The sequence below is a fragment of the Streptomyces musisoli genome, from assembly GCF_016741855.1.
In the GTDB taxonomy this organism is placed as follows: domain Bacteria; phylum Actinomycetota; class Actinomycetes; order Streptomycetales; family Streptomycetaceae; genus Streptomyces; species Streptomyces musisoli.
Genome location: NZ_JAERRH010000030.1, coordinates 1 through 22,111, shown reverse-complemented (window position 1 = coordinate 22,111; position 22,111 = coordinate 1). Strand labels below are relative to the sequence as shown.

Below are 22,111 nucleotides of genomic sequence, written 5' to 3'. Positions count from 1 at the left end.
GCTGAGGAGAAAACGTGCCCAGACGTCGATCCCGCTTCACGACGATCACGCTTGTTCTTGCCGTGGTCCTTGCACCCGCCGCCACAGCGCAGGGCAGCACAGACCGCGTGAAACGGACGAGTGAATCCGCTGCTGTAACAGATGCCCCACCGGACAGGACGGCCAGCCTGGCCCCAGGCGGCGCGGCCGCCCGAGCCGACGTCAACGGGGACGGCATTCCCGACATGGTCGTCTCCACCGGCGCCCGGCTCACCTTCGCCGGGGACCCGAACGCCGAGGGGCTCGACAAGGGCGGGTCCGTGTACGTGATACCCGGCGGCGGCACGCTGCCCGCCGGGCCGGCCGTGGCGGTCAGTCAGGACAGTCATGACTTCGTGCCGGGGACCGGGGAGTCCGACGACACCTTCGGGGCGTCGCTGGTGACCGGTGACTTCAACCGGGACGGCCTCGCCGACGTCGCGATCGGCAACCCCAGCGAGAGCATCAACAGCAACCTCGCCGTCGGCATGGTCACCATCCTGTACGGCAAACGTGCGTCGCCCTACCTGGGCCTCATCCCCAACGGGCTCGCCCAGATAGACCAGGGCGTGCCGGGCATCCCCGGTGACAACGAGGCCGGCGACCGCTTCGGCGCGAGCCTCGCGGTCGGCGACTTCGACGCGGACGGCTTCGCGGACCTCGCCATCGGCGCGCCCGGTGAGGCCATCGGCAGCACCCAGCGCGCGGGCGCGGTCACCGTCCTGTTCGGCAGCGGCAACGGGATCACGGCGAGCCGTTCCGTCGGCGTCTCGCAGGACACCTCCGGAGTTCCCGGGACACCCGAGACGGGGGACAAGTTCGGCTGGTCGGTCGCCGCCGGGGACGTGACCGGCGACGCCAAGGACGACCTGGTGGTCAGCGCGCCCGGAGAGGCGGTGAGCGGGGTGTCCGGCGCCTGGGGCGGCGTCGTGGTGGTCCCCGGCTCGTCGGGAGGCGTGAACGCGGCCGCCACCAGTTCCATCAGCGTCCAGGACACCCACACCCAGGACCACCTCCGTACGGTCGCCGTCGGCCGCTTCCACGGCGGAAACAACGCCGACGTCCTGGTGTTCGCCGACCGGGAGTCCGGCACTCCCCAGTACTCCGGTGCCCTCGTCGTCGCCCGTGGCGGCTCGGCAGGCATCAGCCCCAGCCGGGTGCAGACCATCAGTCAGAGCAGCCCGGGCATCCCCGGCACCCCTGAGGAGAACGACTTTTTCGGCGGCTCCCTCGCCGTGGGTGACTTGGACGGAGACGGCTACGCCGACCTGGCGACGGGGGCGCTGCGCGAGAACAACACCGGAACGGTGACGTTGCTGCGCGGCGGCAGCGCGGGCCTGCTGTCCGCCCCGGGCGCCACCTTCGACGAGAACGCCGCGGTGATCGGCGCCGGCGCCCAGGTCGGTGAGGGCTTCGGCTACGGTCTGCGAATTCTCGACGTGACGGGTGACGGACGGCCCGAGCTGCTGGTCACCGCTCCCTGGGAGGACGGCTCCTTGCAGGCCGGAGCCCTGTTCGTGCTGAACACCGCCCTCAGCGGGGACACTCTCACCGTCACCGGCTCGCAGGTCCTCACCCGCGGAGCGCTCGGCGGGGGATCCAACTTCGGCCCCGCCACACCGTTCGCGGGTGGCGCCGTCGTCACGCTCGACTCCAACGAGCAGCCGCAGCGCGCCCCGCGAGGCCTGCTGCCCGCCGCACGAGCGGAGCGTGGCGCCCACCGGTGAGGACCGGGGGGAGTGCGGGCGTCCCGGGGCCTACCGCAGCAGCCGCCTGCGGTAGGCCCCGGGCGTGACCCCGTACGCCGCCTTGAAGGCCCGGCTGAACACCGCCGGATCACGGAAGCCCCACCGCCTCCCGACCTGACCGACGCCGCGACCGACGAGAGCAGGGTCGGCAAGGTCCGCCCGGCAGCGTTCCAGCCGCCGTCGGCGCACGTAGGCGCCGACGGTCCGCCGGTCCCGCTGGAAGAGATGATGCAGATACCGCACGGAGATGTGGTGGGCGGCGGCTATCCAGGCCGGCGAGAGATCGGCGTCGGCAAGGTGATTTTCGATGAATGCCTTGATGTCCTGGAGCAGCCCGTCGACGGGTGACGCGCCGGGCCACGGCGCAGGTCTCGGACCGTCGTCCGTCCCGCGGGACGCCGCAGCGCCTGTGCCTCTTTGTCCTTTTGAGACGACGTGGCTGGCAGCGTTCACGTGAACCCCCGGAGTGTGTACGTACGGCAGGTCGGCCGGCCCGATGTACAGCGCAGCTGCTGACGAGTCTGGCCGGGGGCGATCGCGGCGGCCAACGGTGCCGGGCAACTGACCCAAATCCGGGACGCCCGGTCCGTGACCTGCGAGGATGCCAGAGACCTGGGCAACCCGGCGGGACGCTGGAAAGAGCCCGGGGAACGTTCGTGGCACGACGGACCGAGCAGGGAGGGGCGTTGTGGGCCGCTGGCGACCACTGCCGGGAGACCTGCCGATCGAGGTCGTCCGGCTGGTACGGGAGCTGCGCCTGTGCCTGGACAGATGTGAGGCGAGCGCAGCGACCGTCGCCGCCAGGACCGGGTACAGCCGCAGTTCCTGGCGGCGCTATGTCAACGGTTCACGGCTGCCGCCCTGGCCTGCCGTGGAGGCACTGGGCCGAATGGCGCATGCCGACCGGGAGCAGCTGCGGGTGCTGTGGGAGTCGGCTGCTCATGCCGGGCAGAAGAGACAGCCCCTGGACACCGGGGCGGAATCGCGGTCGTCCGAGGCGCGCCGCGCCCCGGACCTGCTCGGGCCCGCCGGAGAGCCGCCGCCGCACGCATCCTCGCCGTCGGCCGTCCGATCGCGCGGGCGACCCAGGGTAGTGGCCGGCGCGCCCATGCCCTTGGTCGGCGTCGCGGCGGTCTGTGTGGTTCTCGCCGTCGTCGTGCTCGTGTGGCCATGGCGCGCCGGGTCGGCCGACCGCCCACCGGAAGGCGTGCCGACGGGCGTGCCCGCCTGGCCGTACCCACTGGCGAGCGGGGTCGGTACCGCGGTGACCGGATGCCGGTCGACTGCCTGCGAGGGGCTGGATCCCGGCGGGGAGCGATGTGACGGCGACCGGGTGACCGTCCACCGCCTGCGGGCGTACGGTCAGGTCCTGGAGCTCTTCTACAGCCCGGCATGTCAGGCCAGTTGGGCTGAGGTCGAGCCGGCGGGGAGCACGGCCCGCCTGCGCATCTCCACGAGAGGCGGAGAGGAAAGGGCGGCCCCCGCTGGCGCGGTCCGCACCGCGATGATCGCGGGCGGTCCGGGATCGGCAACGGCGACGGTGGTCCTCCACGGTCACCAACTGGGGGTCACGCGGTTCGACAGTTGGATCGACCGCGTCACCGGCACAGGGTCAGGGTGACCTCGTCGGTCCGCAGTGGGCGGAACACACCGGCATCGTAGACCTCGAGGAATCCGTCCGCGTCGCGGCGCAGCGGAAGGTCGTACCGTTCACCCCGGTAGACCGTCCAGCGGCCCACCGGGGCCAGACGTGCCGCGGCCGTGCCCCAGGTGGCCGGACCCACTATGCCGTCCGCCGAGAGGTGGTGATTGCTCTGCCATGCGCGGGTCGTAACGGCTGTCGGACCGTCGTACGTACAGGAGATTTGTCTTCGGGCCATGTAGCCGTCGGCCCAGAGGATCGCCTGCCACAGCCCCACGACATCGCTGCGCGCCGTGCGGCCGGACTCCAGCAGGCCCGCCGCGTGCAGGTTGGACAGGAGTACCCGACCGCTCGGCTCCTGCTCGTCCTCCGGTCGGGTGGCCCCGGCGCACAGCGCTCCCAGGGCCAGTACACACAGCGCGGCACGCGCCGCGGTCTTTCCACGCATCCAACCGTCTTAGCCGCGTCCGCGGCCACCGGCCAAGGAATTTGGCGGAATTGGCGGTGCTGCTGGTCTATGCCCCGCCGATACGGTGGGGAGGCACGTGGGACAACTGGTGGTGGTGGGGGCCTCAGTGACCGACTGGAAACCACTGCCGGACGACCTCGCATCGGACGTCCGGCAACTGGTCACCGAGCTACGGACGTTGAAGATCCGCAGCGGAGTGAGCCTGGCGGCACTCGCCGAGCGGACCCCGTACAGCAAGTCCTCCTGGGAGCGATACCTTAACGGCAAGACGCTGCCACCACGGCAAGCGGTCACCATCCTGGGCAAGTTGTCCGACGCGGAGCCCGCCCGGCTCGAAGCGCTGTGGGAACTGGCCAACGCCGCCGCGCACGATCAGCAGGCAGGAGGCGGACGACCCGCACAACGCGCCCCGCAGCCCGCAACGCCCGCTGATGCCACCGAGGTTGCTTCGGCGCCGTCCGACGAGGGGCGTCGGCGTCGGCGCGACGCACGGCTGCTCTGGACGGCGGCCCTGCTGTTGGCCCTCCTGCTCGTGGGCACCGCGGTCGTGTTAGTCAACCGTGACTCGTCGGCCGGCACCGCACGGGCCGCCATATCGGCAACCGAGCCCGGGACCAGGCAAGTCGACGTCAACTGCTTCGCGGACAGCTGCGCCGGCAAGGACCCGAAAGAGGCAGGCTGCGGGGGCGACGCGTGGACCGCGGCCCTGACCAAGGTCCAGCAGGTCTATGTGGAGCTGCGATACAGCGACGCCTGCCGGGCCGCGTGGGCCCGCATCAGCTGGGGACGCCCCGGCGACATCGCCCGCATCGTGGGCCCGCGCCACAGCGTCCACCAGAACAAGGTGCACTACGACACCGACACCTACAGCGCCATGCTCGCCGCCCCCACTCCATCGGCCGTCAAGGCCTGCGCCGTCCTCACCTCGGGCCGGCACGGCTGCACGGGCCCCGGAGGGGACCAACGGCTCACCGAACCCCCGAACCCTCCTGCCCCCACACTGTCACCCACGGGATGACCCGTGACTACGCGCGGCGTACGGTGACGCCGCCGAGGAGGGCCCCAGGCGTCGATCCGGACCGCCGGCTGCCCGGCTCTGCGGGCGGGAGGCAGTCCACGCTTCTCGGTCCGAAACACTCAGCCATGCCCTCGTTCTCGGCCTGGAGTGTCGGTCAGAGGTCGGTCGGCGGCGGCTTCTCAAGGGCCGGGCGGCTTTCGGCAGCTGGGGCTGTCCGGGTTGGTTCCGGAGCGTCTGCGGCGATCAGTCGGCTGTTCTCGATCATCAGCCGCTGGTTGACGTTGCGGAGTGCCTGCATGGCGGTCTCTGCCTGGCGGCTGGCTGCGAGTGCTGCGTCTCGTTGCTCGCGCAGTTCCTCCATCTCCGTGTCGCGCAGTGAGAGGGCGTTCAGGCCGTCGCGGAGACGGGCGCCCAGTTCGTGAGCGCGTAGCGTGCGCAGCTCGTTCTGCACCTCGTGAAGGGTCCGTTGCAGGGCGGCGTTTTGTTCCAGGAGCATGCGGTTTTCGACTTCGAGGACCGCCTCTTTGTGGGCGGTCGCTGCTGCCGCCGCCCGCGGCGCGTCTCGGGCGAGCTGGGCGCGGACGGTCTCGGCTTCCGCTTTGAGATCGCGGTGGCGTTGAAGGTACTGCGGGTTGACGGCGGCCCGCCGGGTGATCTCCGCGTCGGAGAGGGCCTGGCGGCTCTTGCGCATCGCGGCCAGGACGGTGAGGACCCGCTGCTGGCACTGTTCGCTGTCGGCACGGCGCCGCTGAACGGCAGCCGCCCTGCCGGCATCGAGGACCTCAGCCCGACTGGTAGGGATCGTTGCCTGGCCGGGCTGCTTGCGCGGGGCGGCCGGGCGCGTCATCCGGTCGTCCTCTTGGTGAGGATCGGGTCGACGGTCGGCTGGTCCAGGCTCTGCCGTCCGGCCAGAACCGCCGCTACGGGGATGACGGTGAGGAACCGGTCCCGGGTGTGGAGCCAGGACTCCACCGTGGTCCGTTCCTCGGGGGTGAGGGAGCCGATGTCGGCTTCGCATTTGCCGACGAGTTCGTCGATCTGCTGGATCTCCTGGCGCAGCAGCTCCAGGTTCGCCGCGCTCAACGGCCCCGCGGTGAGCACGCTGCCGTAGGCGCTCTCCAGCGCGGCGAGCTGCTCCGCCTTCCCGGCGCGTAGTTGGCGCAGTTCGGGCAGGTGGGTGAAGTCGGTGGTGTAGAAGGTGCAGGAGAAGCAGCGGTTGTATACCGGGCAGCCGTGTCCGTCGGCGCGGACGTTGTTCATTTCGTGGCAGCGTCCCGCGGGGACGGGCACCGAGCCGACGCCTGCGCGGATCCGGTCGGCAAGGTCATCGTCGGGGGTGCGGGCGCGGATCCGGCCGCCGGTGAGGTCGAACTGGTACTTGGCGGCGATGGCGCGTACCGCTTCCACTCGCCGGGGGTGCGAGGGCCGGTAGTAGACCTGTGTGGTGGAGGGGTCCTGGTGGGCCATGAGGACTTGCAGGATGTCGAGCGGGACGCCGGCGTCGGCGCGGAGTTGGGCGTAGGTGTGCCGGAAGGCGTAGGGGAACACCCGTGCCGGGTCGAAGGGCTTCCCGTGTTCGTCGGTTACGGCGAACTGGTCGAGCCAGGTCTGAAGCCAGTAGCCGATTGTGCCGCTGTCGTACGGTCGCTCGCCGAGTGCGTTGGCACGGGAGCGGCGAGGGGTGGGGAACAGCAGCATCCGGGTGGAGCGGGGCCGACCGTCTTCGTGGAACAGGTGCGGGGCTTCGTGCCGCAGGTGGTCCTGCTGGCGGGTGATGACCTCAGCATCGCTGGGATGGAGCGGGAGTTTGTGCCGTCGTCGGAATTTCTGCATCCAGTAGGCGAGGAAGGGGTAGGACCGGCGGCGCACGGTCCCGTCCGGATCCTCCACGTCGATGTCGTGCCACTGGAGGCAGTGGAATTCCAGGTGGCGGAGCTCCCAGGGCCGCCGGCCCACGCGCATGGCCGGCTCGACGCAGTTGCGGCGGGTACCGGCCGGCAGCAGCGCGAGATTACGTTCGTCCATGAGCTGGAGGAAGACCTGTTCGGGCAGGGCGTCCTGGGAGCGGCCCTCCAGCTCGCTGGCCGTGTCGTCCCGTTCCGGGTACGGCGGCACGTCCATCTCCAGCAGATGGACGTCCGCAGCATGGTTGTCCGCGAGCCATGCCCTGCCATGCTCGAGGACCTCACGCAGCATCTTCACCAGCTCGTAGTGGCGCACCGGGGTGACCAGCAAAGGCCCGGTGGCTCGGCGCGACGGCAGGAGGCGCTCGGCGACGATCTGCCGTACCGGATCGTCATCGTTGAGGAGCAGGTAGTCGCTGGTGTCAGGGGCACGGTGCGTCAACCAGCGCAGGTAGGCGAGCATGCCATCCCGGCCGACGTCCCCCGGCCTTCGGCCCTCGCCGGGCAGGGTGCGAAGGAACATCGCGAACCACCGGGCGGCGTAGCCGACGAGCATCAACCGTGCCGACGAGGCGCCGGCGGCGGCGAGGCGTAGCAGGTACTGCTGGGCGAGGTGTGTGACCCAGGGCGCGTGGACGTCCCGCAGATCCACACTCCCGCCCTTGTAGCGGGGGTTGAGGATAGGCAGCCTGACCAGGGTCCGCGTGTGCTCCGTGGCCGGGTCGGCATCCAGGAGCGGCAGGGTTTGCTGCCACAGCCGTAGGTACGTCGTCGTCGCGCCCTTGGGCGGCAGTTCCGCGGCGGCCAGGTCGTCGACGGTGTGGTCGCACAGCCAGCGCACCGCCGACTTGACCTGTGCGGGGCTGATCCGGCCGCCTTGGCGGAGCTGGGCCTCGTACCCACGCAGCACCTGCACCACGACCAGCGGCGCAAGATCAGTGAGCGGGACCACGTCGACGGACGTGTAGATGGCGGCTGCCGTCAGCGCCCACGCCTCGCGGTCGGGCGTCCCCGCGTTGGACCACTGCCGCTGGTGCGGCAGGCACAGCCGGCTCCGCCGCACTACGGCCATGCGCGGGCACACGCGGACCAGGCACTTCCCGAAGCCCGGACGAGGGGCGCGGCCCCGGGCGAGGTACGCCTCGACGGTCAGCCCGAGCACCCGGCGCTCGGAAGCACAGCTCTTGCACAGGCCGCTGGCCTCCGCGGCGCGGTCGCAACCCACCCGGCACCGATGCTCGGCGTAGGTACGGCGGGCGAACGGGACGGGCGTGCTTGCGCACCAGCTGTCGATGTCGCCGGGGGCGCCGGCCTCCCGCCAGTCGGACGCGCAGCGGTGGCACAGCCACGGCCAGCTCGTGGCCGGCCGGTCGCACCCGGTGTGCCGGCAGCGGCGCAGCAAGTGCCAGTCGGCGCCCAGGGGGAAGCACAGCTGGAGCGGGGAGCGGTCGAGGCCGTGCCGGGCCAGGTAGTCCCAGTCCGGTTCCCACTCGGTCGCGGGGGCTGGAGCGGGCAGAGGTGCAGAAGTCGTCATGCTGGTCCGAAGATCTTGTCGTTCACGGCCTGGGCGGCGTGAGCGACCCGGGCGTCGGAAGGGTTTCGGTACACGTTCTGGCTGGCCACGTCACGGTGGCCGAGCAGGCGCTGAAGGACGTCGCACGCGACGTCGAGGTCGGCTGCGGTCTCGCCGAAGGTATGCCGCAGCATGTGCGGATGGATGTGCCGGATGCCGGCGTCCCCGGCGAGATCCGACACAAGGTCCTGAACCCGCCGCGTGCCGAGGACCTGCCCGCCCGGCTCTCCCGTGGGACCCGGGAACGACACGGAGGCCCAAATAGCCTTGCCCGCCCCGGGGATTCTGAGGCACTCGCGCATCCAGTCGGCGCAGAGCATCACCACGGGGCCGGGCACGGGAACGACCACGGTGCCGCGGTTCTTGTTCGCCGCCCCGCGCGGGTGACCGTCACGCTTCTGCAGGTGCAGGTGGGGGCCCAGGCTGTAGGGACAGCCCGGTACGGTACTGCCGGCCGGGACGAGGTGAATGTCCTCGTGGAGCAGGCCGACGACCTGGCCGACGCGCAGTGCGCACGTGCCGAGCAGGGCGACCATGCAGCGGTCGCGGGCGGTCTTCGCAGTGCGCAGGAGCGCGGCGAACTCCTCATGGCTGGCCGCCGGTGCCCGGCCGGAAGCGTTGCTTGGCCGTGGATCGACGCGGATGCGTGGCTCCAGGACAAGTTTTCCTGTCGCCGGGTGCGGAGCGGTGACGAACAGGGCGTCGACCGCCTTCGCGCTGATCCGGCGGAGGTCGGCCAGGTGGAGGTAGAAGCCGTGGATTGCCACCAGGGCGGGGGCGAGCGTGGAGTCCTGCGGGAGCTGCCCTTGGCCGCGGCCGCTCGTCAGCCGGGGCGTGGTCCTCAGCTTCATCAGATAGTGCGAGAGTTCGGCGGCCGCGTGTTCCCGCGACAGGTCGTGCTCGCCGCACCAGGCATGGAAGCGCTTGAGGTGACCGGCGTACGTCTTCGTGGTCGATTCCGCGCTGGCCCGGCCGAAGCGCAGGTGGCAGAGGAAGTCGTCCACGTCCTCGACGACCGTCAAGGTGGGCCCGGCAAGAACCGTCCAGTAGGCCAGCGTGTCAGTTACCTCGACCCGCAGGATCTCGGCAGTTGGCCTGTCCACAGTGAACACAAGCGGAATGTAGAGCTCGATCACACAGCGAAACAACCGATGTCGGGACTGTGCGCGAGTGCATCAAAGAGCGCATGGACGACTCGCCTCACTGGACCGCCTGCCCGCGAACGGTACAAGTCAGTCGATGCTCAAGCACGGTTCGCAGAAGGCTCCAGCGACGGGAAAACCCTGGTCAAAGCGCGGCGGCTCATCGGGACGCCCAGGACGACGACACCACCAGCAGTTGGCCGTCGACCACCTGGCCGTCGTCGCCCCCTGCGGACTCGAGGTCCACCAGCCCGAACCGGTGGACTGCCGGCGGCCACCCCGACAGGTAGTGGTTCGCCTGGATGTACTCCCGGGCGGGCGCCTCCGCCAGCTCGACCACCTCGTAGCGACGCCGGTCGAAGCCGCCCTGCGACGTATGAACCCACGTCGGCACACCGCGGCTCCACCGCTGAGCCCAGCCCTCGGCGCTGCCGGCAGCCATGGCCTCCCACTGCGCCGGAGCGGGCCCGAGCGGCGCGCTCACCGATCCTGCCCGGCTTCGGCCCGCGCGGCGAGACGGATCTGGGAGAGGCGTTGTTTCATCTCCCGATCCCGCCGGCCCCGGCGAGCGGCGCTTGAAGGTCCGGCCAGGAGTGCCGGGCGAGGACCACGTACTTGCTGCCGGCCAGCACTGTCACCTCCGCCGACTCGATGCCGCGTTCCCGGACCTGCGCCTGCACGAAGTCTGCGCTGACGCTGCCGGGGTCTCCCACGGTGATGTCATACGGGTCGATCTGCGTGGACAGGTCGAGGAGCCCGTGGGCGGCGGAGAGGATGTACTGGCGGCCGCCGTCCTGGAGCAGGGCTTTGGCCGTCTCCCGGCAGGAGCCGTGGAAGGTGCCGACGTACATCGCGCCGGCGGTCACGCGGCGGTCCTGCTTGGCCTTTCCGCAGCCGAAGGCGCGCGGGTTCCAGGATTCCTCGACGCCGGGTCGGGGGAACTTGTACGCGACTCCCGGATCCTAGGCCCACTGTTTACGGGTTCGGCCTAGGTACATCGGTAAATCGGTTATCGATGCGAACGATCATGGTCCGCCCGGTGGCCAGTGATAACGCCGACGTCGTCGGTCGCGGCCCTGGAGGCGTCCGCAGGCGCGTCGAAAGGCGAGGCGATTGCCGTGAAGTGGGGTTCTCGGGACCGTGGTGACACAGTCGGCGGGCGAGGGCGCCTCTCGCTTGCGCAGCCGGGCCAGTTACTCGGAAACGATGGGGCGGGCCCGTTCGGCGTTCTGCTTGCCGGCGGCGACACGCAGCGCTTCCAGGTTCGGTCGGGCCAGGTAGTGGACGGCGAGCGCGCGCAGTACGGCCGAGGCGCGGGTGCAACTCCGTGGCGATGCCGAGGCGAACCGGCCGGGGCCGGCCGGAACCTGGGCGGGTGCGGTCTCGGGGGTGGTAGCCGTGACGGTCGTGTTGCTGTGGCTCCAGCCTCCGTGCACTCTCACGCCGTTGATGAGCGGCATGTCCTCGCGGTCCTTGGTGAACCAGGCCTTGTCGGTAGGGGGCACCAGCCGGCGTAGAGGCCGCCGGGCAGCGGGGAGGAGCCGTATATGCCCGGTCCGAGGGTGACCAGGCCGCCGCCCACGCGCGGGCCGGCGACCTCGACACGAGCCGGCCGGGGAGCACGTTGACCTCCAGCTCCTGCACGGTCAGGGTGCCCAGGTCCTTCCCGTCGCGCTCGGCGAGAGGGAGGCGGACGGGCTCTGTGCGCGGGGTCTGAACGGCAGGCTGGCGACGTCGGACGAGGCCCGCCAGCGGGCGGCTGCGCTGCCTCACATCCGCCCGCTCGGCCTGAACCTCGGCCAGCTCGCCTGCCAGGCATGGTCTTGGCGGCGCTCGTGTGCGGCGTGGTCAGCGGAGCGGTGCCGGACGGCGGCGTGATGAGGTGCTCTCGCGGTCCGGGCGCTGCCGCCAGTGCCGGGCAACGGCCACGACCAGGGCCTCGGTCACGGTCCGGGCACCGTCGGGGATGCGCCGGGTCTCGTAGCCGTTGCGCAGGACGACTGAGCGGGAGGCGAGAAAGTAGTGGGACCGTCGTACGGTCGCGGGGTTGATCGACTCGGTGGCGCCGTGGATGCGTACGCCGTTGACGACGAGTTCGTCGGGGCGCGGGCTGAAGGTCTTGACCTGGTCGGTGCCGTCGCCGAAGTGGCTGCGCACGGTGCGCGGTTTGAGCGGGCCGCCGCCGTACGGCGTCTCGGGGGACGACGACCATGGTGCCGTGGATGCGCCGGCCCCGCACGACATAGCGGGCCTGGCCGTGCTCGAGCATCGTGGACGTCACCCACAGGGAGGGGCGTCCGGGCAATCCTGCCTTCGGCTTCTGGCTCGAGTCAGGGCGTGTGTTGTGCGTTGTGCGGGCTGGATCGTGGGGTCGCTGTTGGTCGGGTGTGGGGGTGGTCAGAGGGGGGTGAGGTAGGTCTGGTCGGTGCCGTCGAGGACGAATCCGTTGTCGAGTCGGACGCGGACGGTTGCGGGTGTTCCGCGCTGCTGGTGGGCGGTCCAGTGTGGTTCCAGGGTGGCGATCTCTTCCTCGAGCCGGCTTTTGCTGGCTTCGGGCATGGTGTGGCCGTAGTCGTGGAGGAGTGAGGTCAGCCGTTCGTACTCGCGGACCTCGTGGCTTTCGGGCGTCTGGTCGTCGATGCGTTCCACGGTGCCCGTGGTGCCGGCCGGCAGGGACAGGAATCCGATGACGGCCCCTGAGGGGCCTGCGACGGCGTCGGCGAGAGCGATGTCCTGCGTCAGCTTCACGCGTTGGCCTTGCGTCAAAACCATGGGTTCTCTGGTCCTTCGGTTCGTTGTCCGGCGTGGCCTGTGCGGCCGTGGCGGTCCCATTATCGGCTCCTACCGCCTGCTCACGGGGAACGCCGGTGCAGCGCTGCCAGCCGTCCTGCGCGAACATCGCCCGCACCGACAGTCACGCCGACCAACTCCGCCAGCACGCGCAAGAACTGGGAAAGCGGGCCGCCTCCGAGGCCCTGCCCGATCCGCTCGCCGACCGGCTCGCCCGCCGCTCCGCACACCTTCTGGCGTTGGCCGACCGGCACGAACACGACCGCATCCACCTTCAGGAGCCGACGTCATGAGCCCGGCCCCGGACGAGCGCGAGCGGATCCGTGCCGTGATGGACCGCATCCTGGATGGCACACCGCAGCACTCCAACGGAGCGCTGACGATCGTCGCCCTCGCCCTCGAGGCCAGCGTCCCGCGCAACGCTCTCACCCAGCGGCACACCGACCTGAAGGCGGAGTTCTACGATAAGGTCCGGGCCCGGGGCACCACGCCGGACAGCGAGCGACGTCTGCGCCAGCAGGTCCGCAAGCTTAAGGAGCTCCGGGCTGCCGACGCCGAAGAGATCGCCCAGCTCAGGGCCGTCGAGGCTCTGGTGGGCGCCCTGCACCTGGCCACGACAGAGAACAGTCACCTGCGCCGGCAGCTCGTCGACCGCCAGGCGGTCGTGCGCGTGCTGCTGGCGCAGGCGCCGCCCGTCAGGTAGCCGGTCAGCTGACGCAGGCGCACCCGGCGGCCGCCTTGGCCTCGGTCGGGGTCTGGGAGGAGTCGAGGGCCTGCTCCTCGGGAGTGCAGCAGGCGGTGGTGCCGCAGCAGGCGTCCGGGGCGGTGCCGGCCTTTTCCAGGGTGTCGGCGTCGGCCTTGACCACGTACACCTCCCATGGCTCCTTGCCCGGGCCGGTCACCCACGCCTTGTCCTGTAGGGCGTAGCAGCAGGAGGTGTCGTTCTCCTCGAACGTGGCCAGGCCCGCGTCCTTCAGCCGGGTCGTGGCGGCGGTGACGTCCTCGGTGCTGGTGACCTCGACACCGAGGTGGTCCAGGCGGGTCTCCTCGCCGGCTTCGCCCTCGATGAGGACGAGCTTGAGCGGGGGCTCGGTGACGGCGAAGTTGGCGTAGCCCTCGCGCCGCTTGGCGGGCTCGGTGCCGAAGAGCTGGGAGTAGAAGGCGATCGAGCCTTGCAGGTCGGCGACGCGCAGGGCGAGCTGAACTCGGGACATGGCGGTCTCCCATCACAGACGATGCTGTATCGACGGCTGTCGATTCAGCCGAGGTTGCCACCTGGATAGATAGACGTCAACATAGAGGCATGTCGAAACAAGCTGATCTGACGGTGCTCGGCCAGGACGCGGCGTGCTGCGCCCCGATGGTCCGCGAACCGCTGGGTGAAGTGGACGCCGCCGAGCTGTCGCGGATGTTCAAGGCGCTGGCGGACCCCATCCGGCTGCGGCTGCTGTCCCTGATCGCCTCCCACGAGGGCGGGGAGGCGTGCGTGTGCGACCTCATCGGCCCGTTCGACGTCTCCCAGCCGACCATCTCCCACCACCTGAAGGTGCTGCGCGAGGCCGGCCTGGTCGGCTCCGAACGGCGCGGCACCTGGGTGTACTACTGGGTGCTCCCCGAGGCCCTGGCCAAGCTGTCCGCCCTGCTTCAGACCCCCGCCGTGCCCGCGAAGGCGTCCGCGTGAGTGCCCTGGTGCCGCTGGTGCGGCGGGCGGCGGCCGAAGCCGTCGGAACGGCGGCGCTGGTGGCCGTCGTGGTCGGCTCCGGGATCCAGGCGACTGAGCTGACCCGCGACGTGGGCGTCCAGCTGCTGGCCAACTCCCTGGCGACCGTCTTCGGCCTGGGCGTGCTCATCGCCCTGCTCGGCCCCGTCTCCGGGGCGCACTTCAATCCCGTCGTGACACTCGCCGCTTGGTTCACCGGCCGCCGTACAGCCGACGGTCCCAGCCCGCGGGAGGTGGCCGCGTACGTGCCCGCCCAGATCACCGGGGCCATCGGCGGCGCGGTCCTCGCCGACGCCATGTTCGCCCGGCCGCTGGTGCAGTGGTCGACGCACGACCGGTCCGCCAGTCATCTGTGGCTGGGTGAACTGGTCGCCACCGCGGGACTGGTCTGGCTGATCTTCGGGCTGACCCGGGCGGGCCGGGCGCACCTGGCGTCGGTAGCGGTCGCCTCCTACATCGGCGCCGCCTACTGGTTCACCTCCTCCACCAGCCTCGCCCACCCGGCCGTGACCATCGGCCGGGCGTTCACCGACACCTTCGCCGGCATCGCCCCCGCCTCCGTGGCACCGTTCCTCGCTGCCCAGCTCGTCGGTGCCGGCGTCGGCCTGGCCCTGGTCGCCGTCACCTTCGGGCGTCCGGCGCCTTCGACCGGGGACGAGGTTGTCGTCCCGCACGGCGAGCAGCACCTCCCCGCCCCCGCCCGACCTGAAGAAAGCACCATGTCCTCATGAGCACTCCCGCCGTCCCGTCCGTGCTTTTCGTCTGCGTGCACAACGCCGGCCGCTCCCAGATGGCCGCCGCCTTCCTCACCCACCTCGCCGGCGACAAGGTCCAGGTCCGCTCGGCCGGTTCAGCCCCCGCCGACACCGTGAACCCCGCCGTGGTGGAGGCCCTGAAGGAAGTAGGCATCGACATCTCCGCCGAGACCCCGAAGGTGCTGACCGTCGAGGCGGTGCAGGCCTCGGACGTGGTCATCACGATGGGCTGCGGGGATGCCTGCCCGTACTTCCCCGGCAAGCGGTACCTGGACTGGAAGCTGGACGATCCCGCCGGTCAGGGCGTCGAGGCCGTCCGACCGATCCGCGACGAGATCGAGCGGCGCATCCGCGGCCTGCTCGCCGAGCTCGGCATCGAGGCGACGTCGTGAGTACGGCCACCGGCGGCGGTGACAGCGGAAGAGGTGCACCAGGACGGCGCACAGCAGACGATCACAGCGGATGCCGCCCATCTCAGCATCGGGAACGCACCGACCGCCCCGTCCGGCGACCTGACTCGCGGTCCGGACGGATCCTGCCCGCCGACCGACCAGCACCCCCGCGTCATCGTGGCCGGCGACCTCCGCTCCGCCCGCTTTCAGCGGATCATGACTGCTTTGGGCTCCGGAAGCGAGGCTGCACTGCACGCCTACTACGCGGCCAGGGAACTTCTCGCCAAGGGCTGAGATCACGTCGGCGGGATGCGACGGCGACGGCACTCAGAGGACATTCTGAACCGGTATGCCCGATTCTCGCAGTTGGCTTGGGCCAGGCACCCTCCTGGCGATCACGTGGCCCTTTCGGCGGCCTCTACAGTGTCCTGAGGTAACGGGGGCGGGCGGGGACGATAGATCAGAAGGGCCGACTCAAGAACGTGGTGCGGATCGAGCGATTGGCGGACCTGAACCCGTCCACCAGCGTCAGGCTGCCGTCCTGGCCCTGTGGCGGTGGCGCGCGCCGATACTCGCGTTCGAACTGGATGCAGCGTGGGGCGTAGACCAGTCTGTTCTGGAGTCGCTGTTTCGCCTGGCAGCATCACCCCCTGGTGACGAGTCGGATCGCGCATACCGGCGAGCAATCGCCGAGCTGTGCACGGCCCCGCTCTTCACGTCAGAAGTCGACCCGGACACGGTCCAGCTCTTCCAGTTGGAGACCATCAGCAACCTGCTGACCTTCGGCGAACTGCTGGACAAGCCTGGCGTGGACGAAGTTGAGCGAGTGGTCGAAGCCTCGGCCGGCCTGGCGAACTACCTCGACGGTCTCGTCGAGGGCTCCTTCTACTCTCACCCCTCGGAAGAAGCTCACCGCCAGTACCTCGCCGACCTGGCGGACCGGGCGAGCGAGGGCTATTTCACGTCGCGTCACTTCGCTGTCGAGACCGCCTGCCACGGTGCTCTCGGAGTTCTTCCCGATTCAGCAGGGCTGCTCGACTCGTCCACGGGGCGCGAGTTGCTCGCGCTCTGCGAGGACTTCGGCGAAGAGCTCGCCACAACGATCCAGTGGCTCCGCATGACGGGTCACTAGCGATCGCATCGTGAGCCGGATGGCACGTGCGGCAGCCGTGACGGACGGGTGGCCTGGAACGTAGGGCTGCTACGGGCGGTGCTGGATGAACAGGCCCGGTTCGGTCTCGGCGAGTATGCCCAGACTGACCAGGCGCTTGAGCTTGTGCCGGGTGCTCTCGATGTTCTTTGGCTTGAGCGGGAGGTCCAGGGCCTGGCACAGATCGCGGGCACGCATCGGTCCAGCAGCGTCGGCGAAGACGTCGAGGATCTGCTGGTAGGCCGGGTGGGCTGGCAGGACGGGCGGCTCCTCGGCTGGCTCCGGGGTCGTCGGCGGGAGCGCGAGGAGCGTCTTGCGGGTCACCGCCAGGCTCTCGATCTCCTCCTCGAGTTCACGCAGGCGCACGGTGAGCTCGTCCATCTACGCACGGATCTGCGCTGCATCGCCGACGACCTCGCGTTCGCGTGCGTCGATCCGCTCCACAAGCGGCGTGACCTGGGCGTCCACGCGGTCACCCGCGCCAGGTGGACGTGGTCTGGCCAATGAGGCGGCGCGCTATCACGTCGATCAGGGCCCAGCGCACCCTGGACTCCGAAGACTTCGGACGGCTCTCGTAGTCCCTCACGAGCAGCCGAAACAGCATGAGGATGCCGAGCGTCTGCTCCACGATCCACCTCTTGGCCTGCGGGACGAAGCCGACGTCTTTGTCGGTTGGGTTGCGTTCGACGATCTCGACGTCGATACCGACCGTGGTGCCGTGCTCGACGACGGTCTTCTTGAAGCCTTGGTCCACCAGCGCCTTCTTGATGGTGTCGATGGGGGCGACCTGGCCGAGGAGCGCGATGCCGAACGCGTTGGGGGACGTCTTCGGTGCCTTGGAGCGGGTACGCAGGCCCTCACCGCCGTCGGCTTGGTAGCGGCGGTACCAGGTGTAGTAGGCCTGTCGGCTGATCCCGAAGCACCGGCAGGACATCGCGACGTTCCCGCTGACCTCTTCGACGTGAGGTATGACGGCCAGGCGCCGCTTGGCCTCACGGTCAGGCGTCGGGGTGGCAGGGGTGGACTTCGGCGTGTGGATCTCCGTAGTGATCGGAGACTCAGGCGTAATCGGTGAACGTCAGTGGCACACCGACATGTTGTTGGATGACGGCTCAGGGCGAGGGTGGTTGATGCTGGTTCAGTGCTTGCAGCGCTTCGCCGGCGGTGAGCATGCGGACCGCGGCTGGCGCTGCCGCGATCAGGCAGCGGTCCTGGTGCTGAGCAGCCCAGCCCGGACGGGCGAGCCGACCGGCACACAGGGGACAGCGTCGGGCCTCTTCGGGAACGACCGACTGGAAGGCGTTGGCCTGCTGCCGGGGACGCATCTGGCGGATGGGCTCCGGCCGCAAGTGGGCATCCGGCAGAGGCGCGTTCGCTGTGGCCGAGCCGATGATCCAGCACGCCGGTACCCGCCGCAGTGAACAGTCTCCTGGGTGCCGGTAGAAGGCTAGGTCGGTCCGGCGGCTGCGCCCGACCGGCACATGGGTGGTCACCACTTGCGCCGCGCAGCCTGGACAGCAGGGCACGTCGTCCAGCGCCTGCTGCTGTAGCTCGGAAGGAATCGCATGAACTTCCGGATAGTGCAGAGCACTGTCCAAGACAACTCCTCCATCCCTTGCGGAGATACCCCCGAGCGTGTGGATGCCCGCGAGGCGCATTGTGCTCACTTGCGATGGCAGGGCGGAGGCGATGCACTGATCGTCGTGTCTGTCGCCGTCGTCACCCAGACGGTGATCACACAGGACACACCTCAACTCCTCGTATGCAAAGGAAGACCCGTACGACACATCCGCGTAGCCGCTCACTACTCTCCCCGCACCAGTCGGCGCCTACGGCGCCGCGCCATCAGCTGACGTGCCATGAAGATCAATTCCCAGCCTGTGCCGAGCACGGTGGCCCCGGCGGCGAGCCATCGCACTCCCGCGTGTGCCTCAGACGCCCCGGCAGGAGGTGCAAGCAGTCCGGCCACGCCGCAGCCCAGAAGAACGATGCCGAGGTTGTAGACAAGTGCGGCTCGGTTCACCCAGAGTCTCCACTGCGCGAAGTCCCAACGCTGCTCTTGCTGCAGCACCTCGTCGGACGGCGCCTGCTCCCCTTCCCACCAGTCACGCAACTCGGCCGGGCTGTACAAGTAGCTCCGTGCGCGAAACGCCGTCTGGATGCTGCCGATCAGCGCGATCGCCGCAAGTGTCAGGCAGAGCATGGCCGGACCCGGCCAGCGGAACTGGGCCCCATCTGCACCCAGCACGCCAACCGTGGCCACCGCCGCACCCGCCAGCAGCGGGGCGGCCACGAAGTATGCCTGTTCAGCAGCCTGCGGATCGCCGATCGGTCTCGGACGACTCCATCCAGCACGCGTCGGCAAAGCCTCCCCTTCCCCCAGGACGCTCAAAACGGTTCCAGTTTCCAGCCCAAAGTGGTCGGTCGGCCGGGTTTTGACCTGATCCGTGCCCCGCCAGTTACGCAAAGCCCGCGCTTCAGCGATGATGGCCTGTTCGTGGTCTCGAGCGGAGTGGATTCAGCCGTCCGGGTGTGGGAGGCCGCTACTGACCGTTGTATTCGAGGCCTGGACGGTCACCAGTCCGGCACAGCGGAACTCGCTATCACTCCCGATGCCAACTTCGATCTCACTGCGGACGGCGACCAGACCCTGCGCCTGTGGGAGCTCGACTGGGACCTCACGGCTCCCTGTCTGTCGGGATGAGGGTCAGTGCGTCGAAATCGGCTGGGTTCTTGGGGTTGCTCGCGAGTGATGTCCGCCTGGCTGGTCAACCAGTCGTCGGACTCGTCGTGAAGAACGACGGCGGACGGGGCACGGGTGCGGCTCCAAGTGGGTCACGGCGACGTTGGCGAGCCGGTGTGTGATCAGCGGGAGGGCACGCCTCCTGCACTGAAGGAGGCGGGGATGCCGCGGGGGTGTCCGTGATCGCCGCTCTGAATGCCTGGCGCATCTGGACCGCCACTTACGCTGGTGTTCATGGGTAGGGGATGGTCGCCAGCACGGTCAGCGTTGAGGGGGCCGTGCCGGCTGTGATCGGGCATGACGTGCTGGCGGCGGCTGCGGGACTGGAACGAGGCCGGCGTGTGGCAGCGGCTGCACGAGGTCTTTCCGGCAGAGCTGAACGCGGCCTCGCTGCTGGACTGGTCGCGATGAGCCGCATGTGACGCTCATGGTCAACCCGGCGGCCGGTGATGGCAAGGTGCACGCTCTCTACGGGTCGTGGGGTACGAGGGCATCGGCCAGAGCCAGCCTTCACCGGCTTCGCCCATCCTCACGGTTATGATCCGAACCATCCGCTAGGTCCACCCGCGGCAGCGGATCACCGAGCCGACTGCCTGCACCCGCCCGCGCCAGCCGGGACCAGGCCGACGCGGCCTCGCGGCGCTCAGGCGTTGAAGTCCTTCTGCTTCACACTGGGCCCCCAGGCCGACGGCTCCGTGACCGAGAGCGGTGAGCTCCCCGTCGCCTACGCAGAAGGTTCCGCCTCTGAGCACGGCGAAGAGGACGTCGACTCATCGTCGGGTGAGGCAGGGCAGAGACTTGTTGCGGGGCTTCCCTTGGTTGGCCTTCCTGTCGGTGCAGGCCCGCGAGCCCGGGTCACCCAAGGCCAAACACGGGCCTGTCCGGGCTACTTGTCTCCGCGCCTAACCGGGGACTGCCGGGGTGGGTGCTGGGACGGTGTCACCAGGTGCCGGACCGGACAGGTCTGGTAGCCAGCTGAAGCCGGACAGGTCTGGTAGCCAGCTGAAGGGCGCCTCGAGCAGCGCACAACCCGCGCCTACCGGGGATCAGGAATCGGAGGCCGGTGCGGTGTCGAAGGCTGCGAGGCCGTACTTGTCGGACGTGTTGACCTGAACGGCCAGACCTCCGGAGGCGAGCAGCCGGTCGGGGTGGTTCCGCTGTCGCCAGGCCTCGACCCCGCAGGCGCTCGAACTCGCCTGCTGTCTGATCACGCGCTGGCAGCTCACTGTGTTGCGTCGGCTGTTGTCAGTCCCACCAAAAGGACCAGAGGGGAGAGTTGAGGAGTGAGGCGGCGTAGTCGGGATACGGGGCGGTGCCGTCGTTGATGTTGTCGGCGCCTGTCAGTACGTGTTCGAGAGCGAGGTGGGTGGCGTGGTCGGTGTTGCGGGGTGGGCGGGCGACGGAGATGTGAATCGTTGCGCCGTCGAAGGCGACGGCCTGCGCGCCGTAGCGGTCTTCCCAGCTGCGGAGCAGGGCACACAGCAGGGGCAAAGGGGCCTCCGCCTGCCAGCCCATGACCGCGGGAATGTCGGCGGAGCGGGTGGCGGGAACCAGGGCCAGATGTGGTTTGGGCAGCGGGTAGGGGCCGGCCATGAGCCGGGCGACGGTGGTGCGGGCGGCGGCATCAGGGTCGGCTCCGGCCAGGGAAGGGATGCCGGCCGCGAGGCCGGGCCAGCGGTCGAACGGCGCCCCGGGATCCTCGTCCCAGGGTTCGACGCCCTTTGGCAGGTCCTCCGGTTCTTGCGGCGTCGCCAGTTGCCTGAGTTGGGAGGTTCGGTAGGAACGCCAGTTCCGTTTTAGCGCGTCGTGGAGGTTCAGGGCGTCGACGGCCGCGAGGGCGGTGGGCCGCCCAGGTCCGTAAAGGGTGGAGACGAGCAGTGGCCACAGTCCGGATTCCTTCCGTGCACTCTGGCAGTGCGTCCACGACCCCACGGGATCCGAAACTGGTTCCTCGGACAGCCACATGCGCGGTGATGGGGCGTCGCCTGGGACGATTTCGGGGAGGCAACGGCCTGGCGGAAGCCCATCGGGCAGTGATGAGAACATGCGCGCACGTTAGCCGCGGTCACTGACACCGCCCGTGCCTGATCCGGGAAGACGCGGTTTCCGAGGTGTGCCCGCACGGCAACGTCCGCAGCGTCGTGAGCTTCAGCGCGGTCTGAGCTGCCCCTCCGCATGGCCGTCGGCTTTGATCCACCCCATTGTGTCCGGCGGTGTGAAACGGAGCGAGCCCCACGTTGAAGGCAAGACAGTGCCCTCACACCCGGGCGACCCAGCCACGTTGTGCCTCCGCCTGCCCGCCCCGGTCGGGATCCCTATCGCCGATCAGTTGATCGAGACCGTGAGGGGTGGGGGTGGGGGTGGGGGAGGGGTGTCGGTCGTTGTGGTGCCGGTGGTGTCCCTGTGTGTCTTGGCTGGGTCTGCTGGTGTGGACGTGGCAGGGCGCCGCCTCGCGGTGTTGATTTCCGCGAGGCGCCGCCCTTTTCCTTTCCTGCTTGGCCCTGGGTTCCGCTTGGGCGTTGCCGCCTCCGCCGCCCTGGGTGTTGCCGCGGCCGTTGCCCTGGGTGCCGCCCTGCCTGTTGCTGCGGCCGTTGCCCAACGGAGGTGAGCCCCGTGTGCTGCGCCGCCTGAGCCGTAGTTCAGCCATGGCCGCGTGGGCTGTGGATCGTGTAGGCGTTTAGGCACTGGCCGAGGACGGGATCCAGGTCACGGGGATCGAGCTGTGGTGGTCCGGCGGGGGCCGCATGTCCAGCATGCGCGTACGGTTCGGCGGGGGCGGGGTGTTCGCCACCCGCGCCGTGGAAGTCTTTCGCTGTGTCGCCGAGTGGGGCTGGACCGTTGGCATGTCACAGCCCGAGTGCCCGGTGGTCCCCGGTGTCTCGTTCGGCTTGCCCCGGGCGGTCCTGCCGGGAGGTCGGGCGGGATACCGACCGGGGGTGGAGCTTGGGTTGGCTGATGCGGCACCGCTGCCTGGCGGGGGACTGCGAAGCCGACTCGTGGGGGGCGGGGGCGGGGGCGGGGGTGGGGGTGGGGGTGGGGGGTGTTGT

26 protein-coding genes and 4 pseudogenes are annotated in these 22,111 nt (G+C 69.7%); 13 read left to right on the top strand and 17 right to left on the bottom strand.

What is annotated here, in order from left to right; all coding sequences use genetic code 11:
- Positions 1-224: 224 nt before the first annotated feature.
- Positions 225-1,745: an FG-GAP-like repeat-containing protein gene (locus tag JK361_RS37425; protein ID WP_201826981.1), complete on the top strand. Its 1,521-nt coding sequence runs from the start codon at positions 225-227 to the stop codon at positions 1,743-1,745.
- A 30-nt stretch (positions 1,746-1,775) separates the two neighbouring features.
- Here the strand turns inward: JK361_RS37425 and JK361_RS37420 are convergent, their stop codons facing one another.
- Positions 1,776-2,219, bottom strand: a complete 444-nt coding sequence (locus tag JK361_RS37420; protein ID WP_201826979.1) for a helix-turn-helix domain-containing protein — start codon at positions 2,217-2,219, stop codon at positions 1,776-1,778.
- 148 nt (positions 2,220-2,367) lie between these two features.
- On the opposite strand from JK361_RS37420, the gene JK361_RS42775 reads away from it, so the two are divergent.
- Positions 2,368-3,387, top strand: a complete 1,020-nt coding sequence (locus tag JK361_RS42775) for a helix-turn-helix domain-containing protein (RefSeq protein ID WP_372448778.1) — start codon at positions 2,368-2,370, stop codon at positions 3,385-3,387.
- Here the strand turns inward: JK361_RS42775 and JK361_RS37410 are convergent.
- Positions 3,365-3,856, bottom strand: coding sequence for a peptidoglycan-binding domain-containing protein (locus tag JK361_RS37410; protein ID WP_201826975.1), 492 nt, complete (start codon positions 3,854-3,856; stop codon positions 3,365-3,367). The genes JK361_RS42775 and JK361_RS37410 overlap by 23 nt on opposite strands.
- Positions 3,857-3,983: 127 nt before the next feature.
- On the opposite strand from JK361_RS37410, the gene JK361_RS37405 reads away from it, so the two are divergent.
- Positions 3,984-4,895 (top strand): helix-turn-helix domain-containing protein, encoded by a 912-nt coding sequence (locus tag JK361_RS37405; RefSeq protein WP_201826973.1) that lies wholly within the window; start codon positions 3,984-3,986, stop codon positions 4,893-4,895.
- A 154-nt stretch (positions 4,896-5,049) separates the two neighbouring features.
- On the opposite strand, the gene JK361_RS37400 is transcribed toward JK361_RS37405, so the two are convergent.
- From JK361_RS37400 to JK361_RS37370, 8 genes are all read right to left on the bottom strand, one after another.
- The gene (locus tag JK361_RS37400) at positions 5,050-5,742 is read right to left on the bottom strand and encodes a hypothetical protein (protein WP_201826971.1); all 693 of its coding nucleotides are present in this window, start codon (positions 5,740-5,742) and stop codon (positions 5,050-5,052) included.
- Complete coding sequence (locus tag JK361_RS37395) at positions 5,739-8,333, bottom strand: site-specific integrase (protein ID WP_201826969.1); 2,595 nt, start codon at positions 8,331-8,333, stop codon at positions 5,739-5,741. The genes JK361_RS37400 and JK361_RS37395 overlap by 4 nt, the downstream gene beginning before the upstream one ends.
- Positions 8,330-9,484, bottom strand: a complete 1,155-nt coding sequence (locus JK361_RS42280; protein WP_201826967.1) for a tyrosine-type recombinase/integrase — start codon at positions 9,482-9,484, stop codon at positions 8,330-8,332. Before JK361_RS42280 ends, JK361_RS37395 begins: the two co-directional genes overlap by 4 nt.
- Positions 9,485-9,674: 190 nt before the next feature.
- Complete coding sequence (locus tag JK361_RS37385; RefSeq protein ID WP_201826965.1) at positions 9,675-9,998, bottom strand: hypothetical protein; 324 nt, start codon at positions 9,996-9,998, stop codon at positions 9,675-9,677.
- 55 nt (positions 9,999-10,053) lie between these two features.
- A complete protein-coding gene (locus tag JK361_RS37380; RefSeq protein ID WP_201826964.1) occupies positions 10,054-10,380 on the bottom strand; it encodes a DUF6884 domain-containing protein in 327 nt (108 codons plus the stop codon).
- Positions 10,381-10,707: 327 nt separating this feature from the next.
- Positions 10,708-11,019: a hypothetical protein gene (locus JK361_RS41790; protein ID WP_236054433.1), complete on the bottom strand. Its 312-nt coding sequence runs from the start codon at positions 11,017-11,019 to the stop codon at positions 10,708-10,710.
- A 343-nt stretch (positions 11,020-11,362) separates the two neighbouring features.
- Positions 11,363-11,671: a hypothetical protein gene (locus JK361_RS41785; protein WP_236054432.1), complete on the bottom strand. Its 309-nt coding sequence runs from the start codon at positions 11,669-11,671 to the stop codon at positions 11,363-11,365.
- 240 nt (positions 11,672-11,911) lie between these two features.
- Positions 11,912-12,286, bottom strand: a complete 375-nt coding sequence (locus JK361_RS37370) for a hypothetical protein (protein ID WP_201826962.1) — start codon at positions 12,284-12,286, stop codon at positions 11,912-11,914.
- Positions 12,287-12,381: 95 nt separating this feature from the next.
- Here JK361_RS37370 and JK361_RS37365 point away from each other — a divergent pair, with 95 nt between their 5' ends.
- Positions 12,382-12,597, top strand: coding sequence for a hypothetical protein (locus JK361_RS37365; protein WP_201826960.1), 216 nt, complete (start codon positions 12,382-12,384; stop codon positions 12,595-12,597).
- Positions 12,594-13,007, top strand: a complete 414-nt coding sequence (locus tag JK361_RS37360; RefSeq protein WP_201826958.1) for a hypothetical protein — start codon at positions 12,594-12,596, stop codon at positions 13,005-13,007. The genes JK361_RS37365 and JK361_RS37360 overlap by 4 nt, the downstream gene beginning before the upstream one ends.
- 4 nt (positions 13,008-13,011) lie before the next feature.
- On the opposite strand, the gene JK361_RS37355 is transcribed toward JK361_RS37360, so the two are convergent.
- Positions 13,012-13,518, bottom strand: coding sequence for an ArsI/CadI family heavy metal resistance metalloenzyme (locus tag JK361_RS37355; protein WP_201826956.1), 507 nt, complete (start codon positions 13,516-13,518; stop codon positions 13,012-13,014).
- An 89-nt stretch (positions 13,519-13,607) separates the two neighbouring features.
- Here JK361_RS37355 and JK361_RS37350 point away from each other — a divergent pair, with 89 nt between their 5' ends.
- The 5 genes and pseudogenes from JK361_RS37350 to JK361_RS41780 all read left to right on the top strand — a co-directional run bounded on the left by JK361_RS37350 (position 13,608) and on the right by JK361_RS41780 (position 16,303).
- Entirely contained in the window at positions 13,608-13,985 is a 378-nt protein-coding gene (locus JK361_RS37350; protein WP_236054430.1) for an ArsR/SmtB family transcription factor, read from the top strand.
- Positions 13,982-14,755: an aquaporin gene (locus tag JK361_RS37345; protein WP_201826954.1), complete on the top strand. Its 774-nt coding sequence runs from the start codon at positions 13,982-13,984 to the stop codon at positions 14,753-14,755. The genes JK361_RS37350 and JK361_RS37345 overlap by 4 nt, the downstream gene beginning before the upstream one ends.
- Positions 14,752-15,171 (top strand): arsenate reductase ArsC, encoded by a 420-nt coding sequence (locus tag JK361_RS37340; protein WP_201826953.1) that lies wholly within the window; start codon positions 14,752-14,754, stop codon positions 15,169-15,171. The genes JK361_RS37345 and JK361_RS37340 overlap by 4 nt, the downstream gene beginning before the upstream one ends.
- Positions 15,172-15,189: 18 nt before the next feature.
- Positions 15,190-15,465 (top strand): annotated as a pseudogene (locus JK361_RS37335) (pyridine nucleotide-disulfide oxidoreductase); the annotation flags it as partial.
- A gap of 460 nt (positions 15,466-15,925) precedes the next feature.
- Positions 15,926-16,303: a hypothetical protein gene (locus JK361_RS41780; RefSeq protein WP_236054428.1), complete on the top strand. Its 378-nt coding sequence runs from the start codon at positions 15,926-15,928 to the stop codon at positions 16,301-16,303.
- A 69-nt stretch (positions 16,304-16,372) separates the two neighbouring features.
- Here the strand turns inward: JK361_RS41780 and JK361_RS37325 are convergent, their stop codons facing one another.
- The 4 genes and pseudogenes from JK361_RS37325 to JK361_RS37310 form a co-directional block, all read right to left on the bottom strand.
- Complete coding sequence (locus JK361_RS37325) at positions 16,373-16,702, bottom strand: hypothetical protein (RefSeq protein ID WP_236054426.1); 330 nt, start codon at positions 16,700-16,702, stop codon at positions 16,373-16,375.
- 403 nt (positions 16,703-17,105) lie between these two features.
- A pseudogene (locus tag JK361_RS42895) lies at positions 17,106-17,360 on the bottom strand (helix-turn-helix domain-containing protein); the annotation flags it as partial.
- Positions 17,361-17,433: 73 nt separating this feature from the next.
- A complete protein-coding gene (locus JK361_RS37315; protein WP_201826951.1) occupies positions 17,434-17,919 on the bottom strand; it encodes a hypothetical protein in 486 nt (161 codons plus the stop codon).
- A gap of 206 nt (positions 17,920-18,125) precedes the next feature.
- Entirely contained in the window at positions 18,126-18,788 is a 663-nt protein-coding gene (locus JK361_RS37310; RefSeq protein WP_201826949.1) for a hypothetical protein, read from the bottom strand.
- Between JK361_RS37310 and JK361_RS42770 the strand changes: the two genes are divergently transcribed.
- The 3 genes and pseudogenes from JK361_RS42770 to JK361_RS41770 form a co-directional block, all read left to right on the top strand.
- Complete coding sequence (locus tag JK361_RS42770; RefSeq protein WP_372448777.1) at positions 18,738-19,025, top strand: WD40 repeat domain-containing protein; 288 nt, start codon at positions 18,738-18,740, stop codon at positions 19,023-19,025. The genes JK361_RS37310 and JK361_RS42770 overlap by 51 nt on opposite strands.
- Positions 19,026-19,355: 330 nt before the next feature.
- Positions 19,356-19,472 (top strand): annotated as a pseudogene (locus JK361_RS37305) (IS5/IS1182 family transposase); the annotation flags it as partial.
- Positions 19,468-19,622 (top strand): annotated as a pseudogene (locus JK361_RS41770) (GNAT family N-acetyltransferase); the annotation flags it as partial. The pseudogenes JK361_RS37305 and JK361_RS41770, both read left to right, overlap by 5 nt.
- A 488-nt stretch (positions 19,623-20,110) precedes the next feature.
- On the opposite strand, the gene JK361_RS37300 reads toward JK361_RS41770, so the two are convergent.
- Both JK361_RS37300 and JK361_RS42510 read right to left on the bottom strand, forming a co-directional pair.
- Positions 20,111-20,275, bottom strand: a complete 165-nt coding sequence (locus JK361_RS37300; RefSeq protein WP_201826947.1) for a hypothetical protein — start codon at positions 20,273-20,275, stop codon at positions 20,111-20,113.
- Positions 20,276-20,309: 34 nt separating this feature from the next.
- Positions 20,310-20,996 (bottom strand): DUF4253 domain-containing protein, encoded by a 687-nt coding sequence (locus JK361_RS42510; protein WP_307787425.1) that lies wholly within the window; start codon positions 20,994-20,996, stop codon positions 20,310-20,312.
- Between the last annotated feature and the right edge of the window lie 1,115 nt (positions 20,997-22,111).

Bases quoted from the DNA above. Each gene is read 5' to 3' on its own strand.
- JK361_RS37425 (WP_201826981.1), top strand. From the start codon at position 225: ATGGTCGTCTCCACCGGCGCCCGGCTCACCTTCGCCGGGGACCCGAAC.
- JK361_RS42775 (WP_372448778.1), top strand. From the start codon at position 2,368: ATGCCAGAGACCTGGGCAACCCGGCGGGACGCTGGAAAGAGCCCGGGG.
- JK361_RS37410 (WP_201826975.1), bottom strand. From the start codon at position 3,856: ATGCGTGGAAAGACCGCGGCGCGTGCCGCGCTGTGTGTACTGGCCCTG.
- JK361_RS37400 (WP_201826971.1), bottom strand. From the start codon at position 5,742: ATGACGCGCCCGGCCGCCCCGCGCAAGCAGCCCGGCCAGGCAACGATC.
- JK361_RS37395 (WP_201826969.1), bottom strand. From the start codon at position 8,333: ATGACGACTTCTGCACCTCTGCCCGCTCCAGCCCCCGCGACCGAGTGG.
- JK361_RS37370 (WP_201826962.1), bottom strand. From the start codon at position 12,286: ATGGTTTTGACGCAAGGCCAACGCGTGAAGCTGACGCAGGACATCGCT.
- JK361_RS37360 (WP_201826958.1), top strand. From the start codon at position 12,594: ATGAGCCCGGCCCCGGACGAGCGCGAGCGGATCCGTGCCGTGATGGAC.
- JK361_RS37355 (WP_201826956.1), bottom strand. From the start codon at position 13,518: ATGTCCCGAGTTCAGCTCGCCCTGCGCGTCGCCGACCTGCAAGGCTCG.
- JK361_RS37350 (WP_236054430.1), top strand. From the start codon at position 13,608: ATGTCGAAACAAGCTGATCTGACGGTGCTCGGCCAGGACGCGGCGTGC.
- JK361_RS37340 (WP_201826953.1), top strand. From the start codon at position 14,752: ATGAGCACTCCCGCCGTCCCGTCCGTGCTTTTCGTCTGCGTGCACAAC.
- JK361_RS37325 (WP_236054426.1), bottom strand. From the start codon at position 16,702: ATGGACGAGCTCACCGTGCGCCTGCGTGAACTCGAGGAGGAGATCGAG.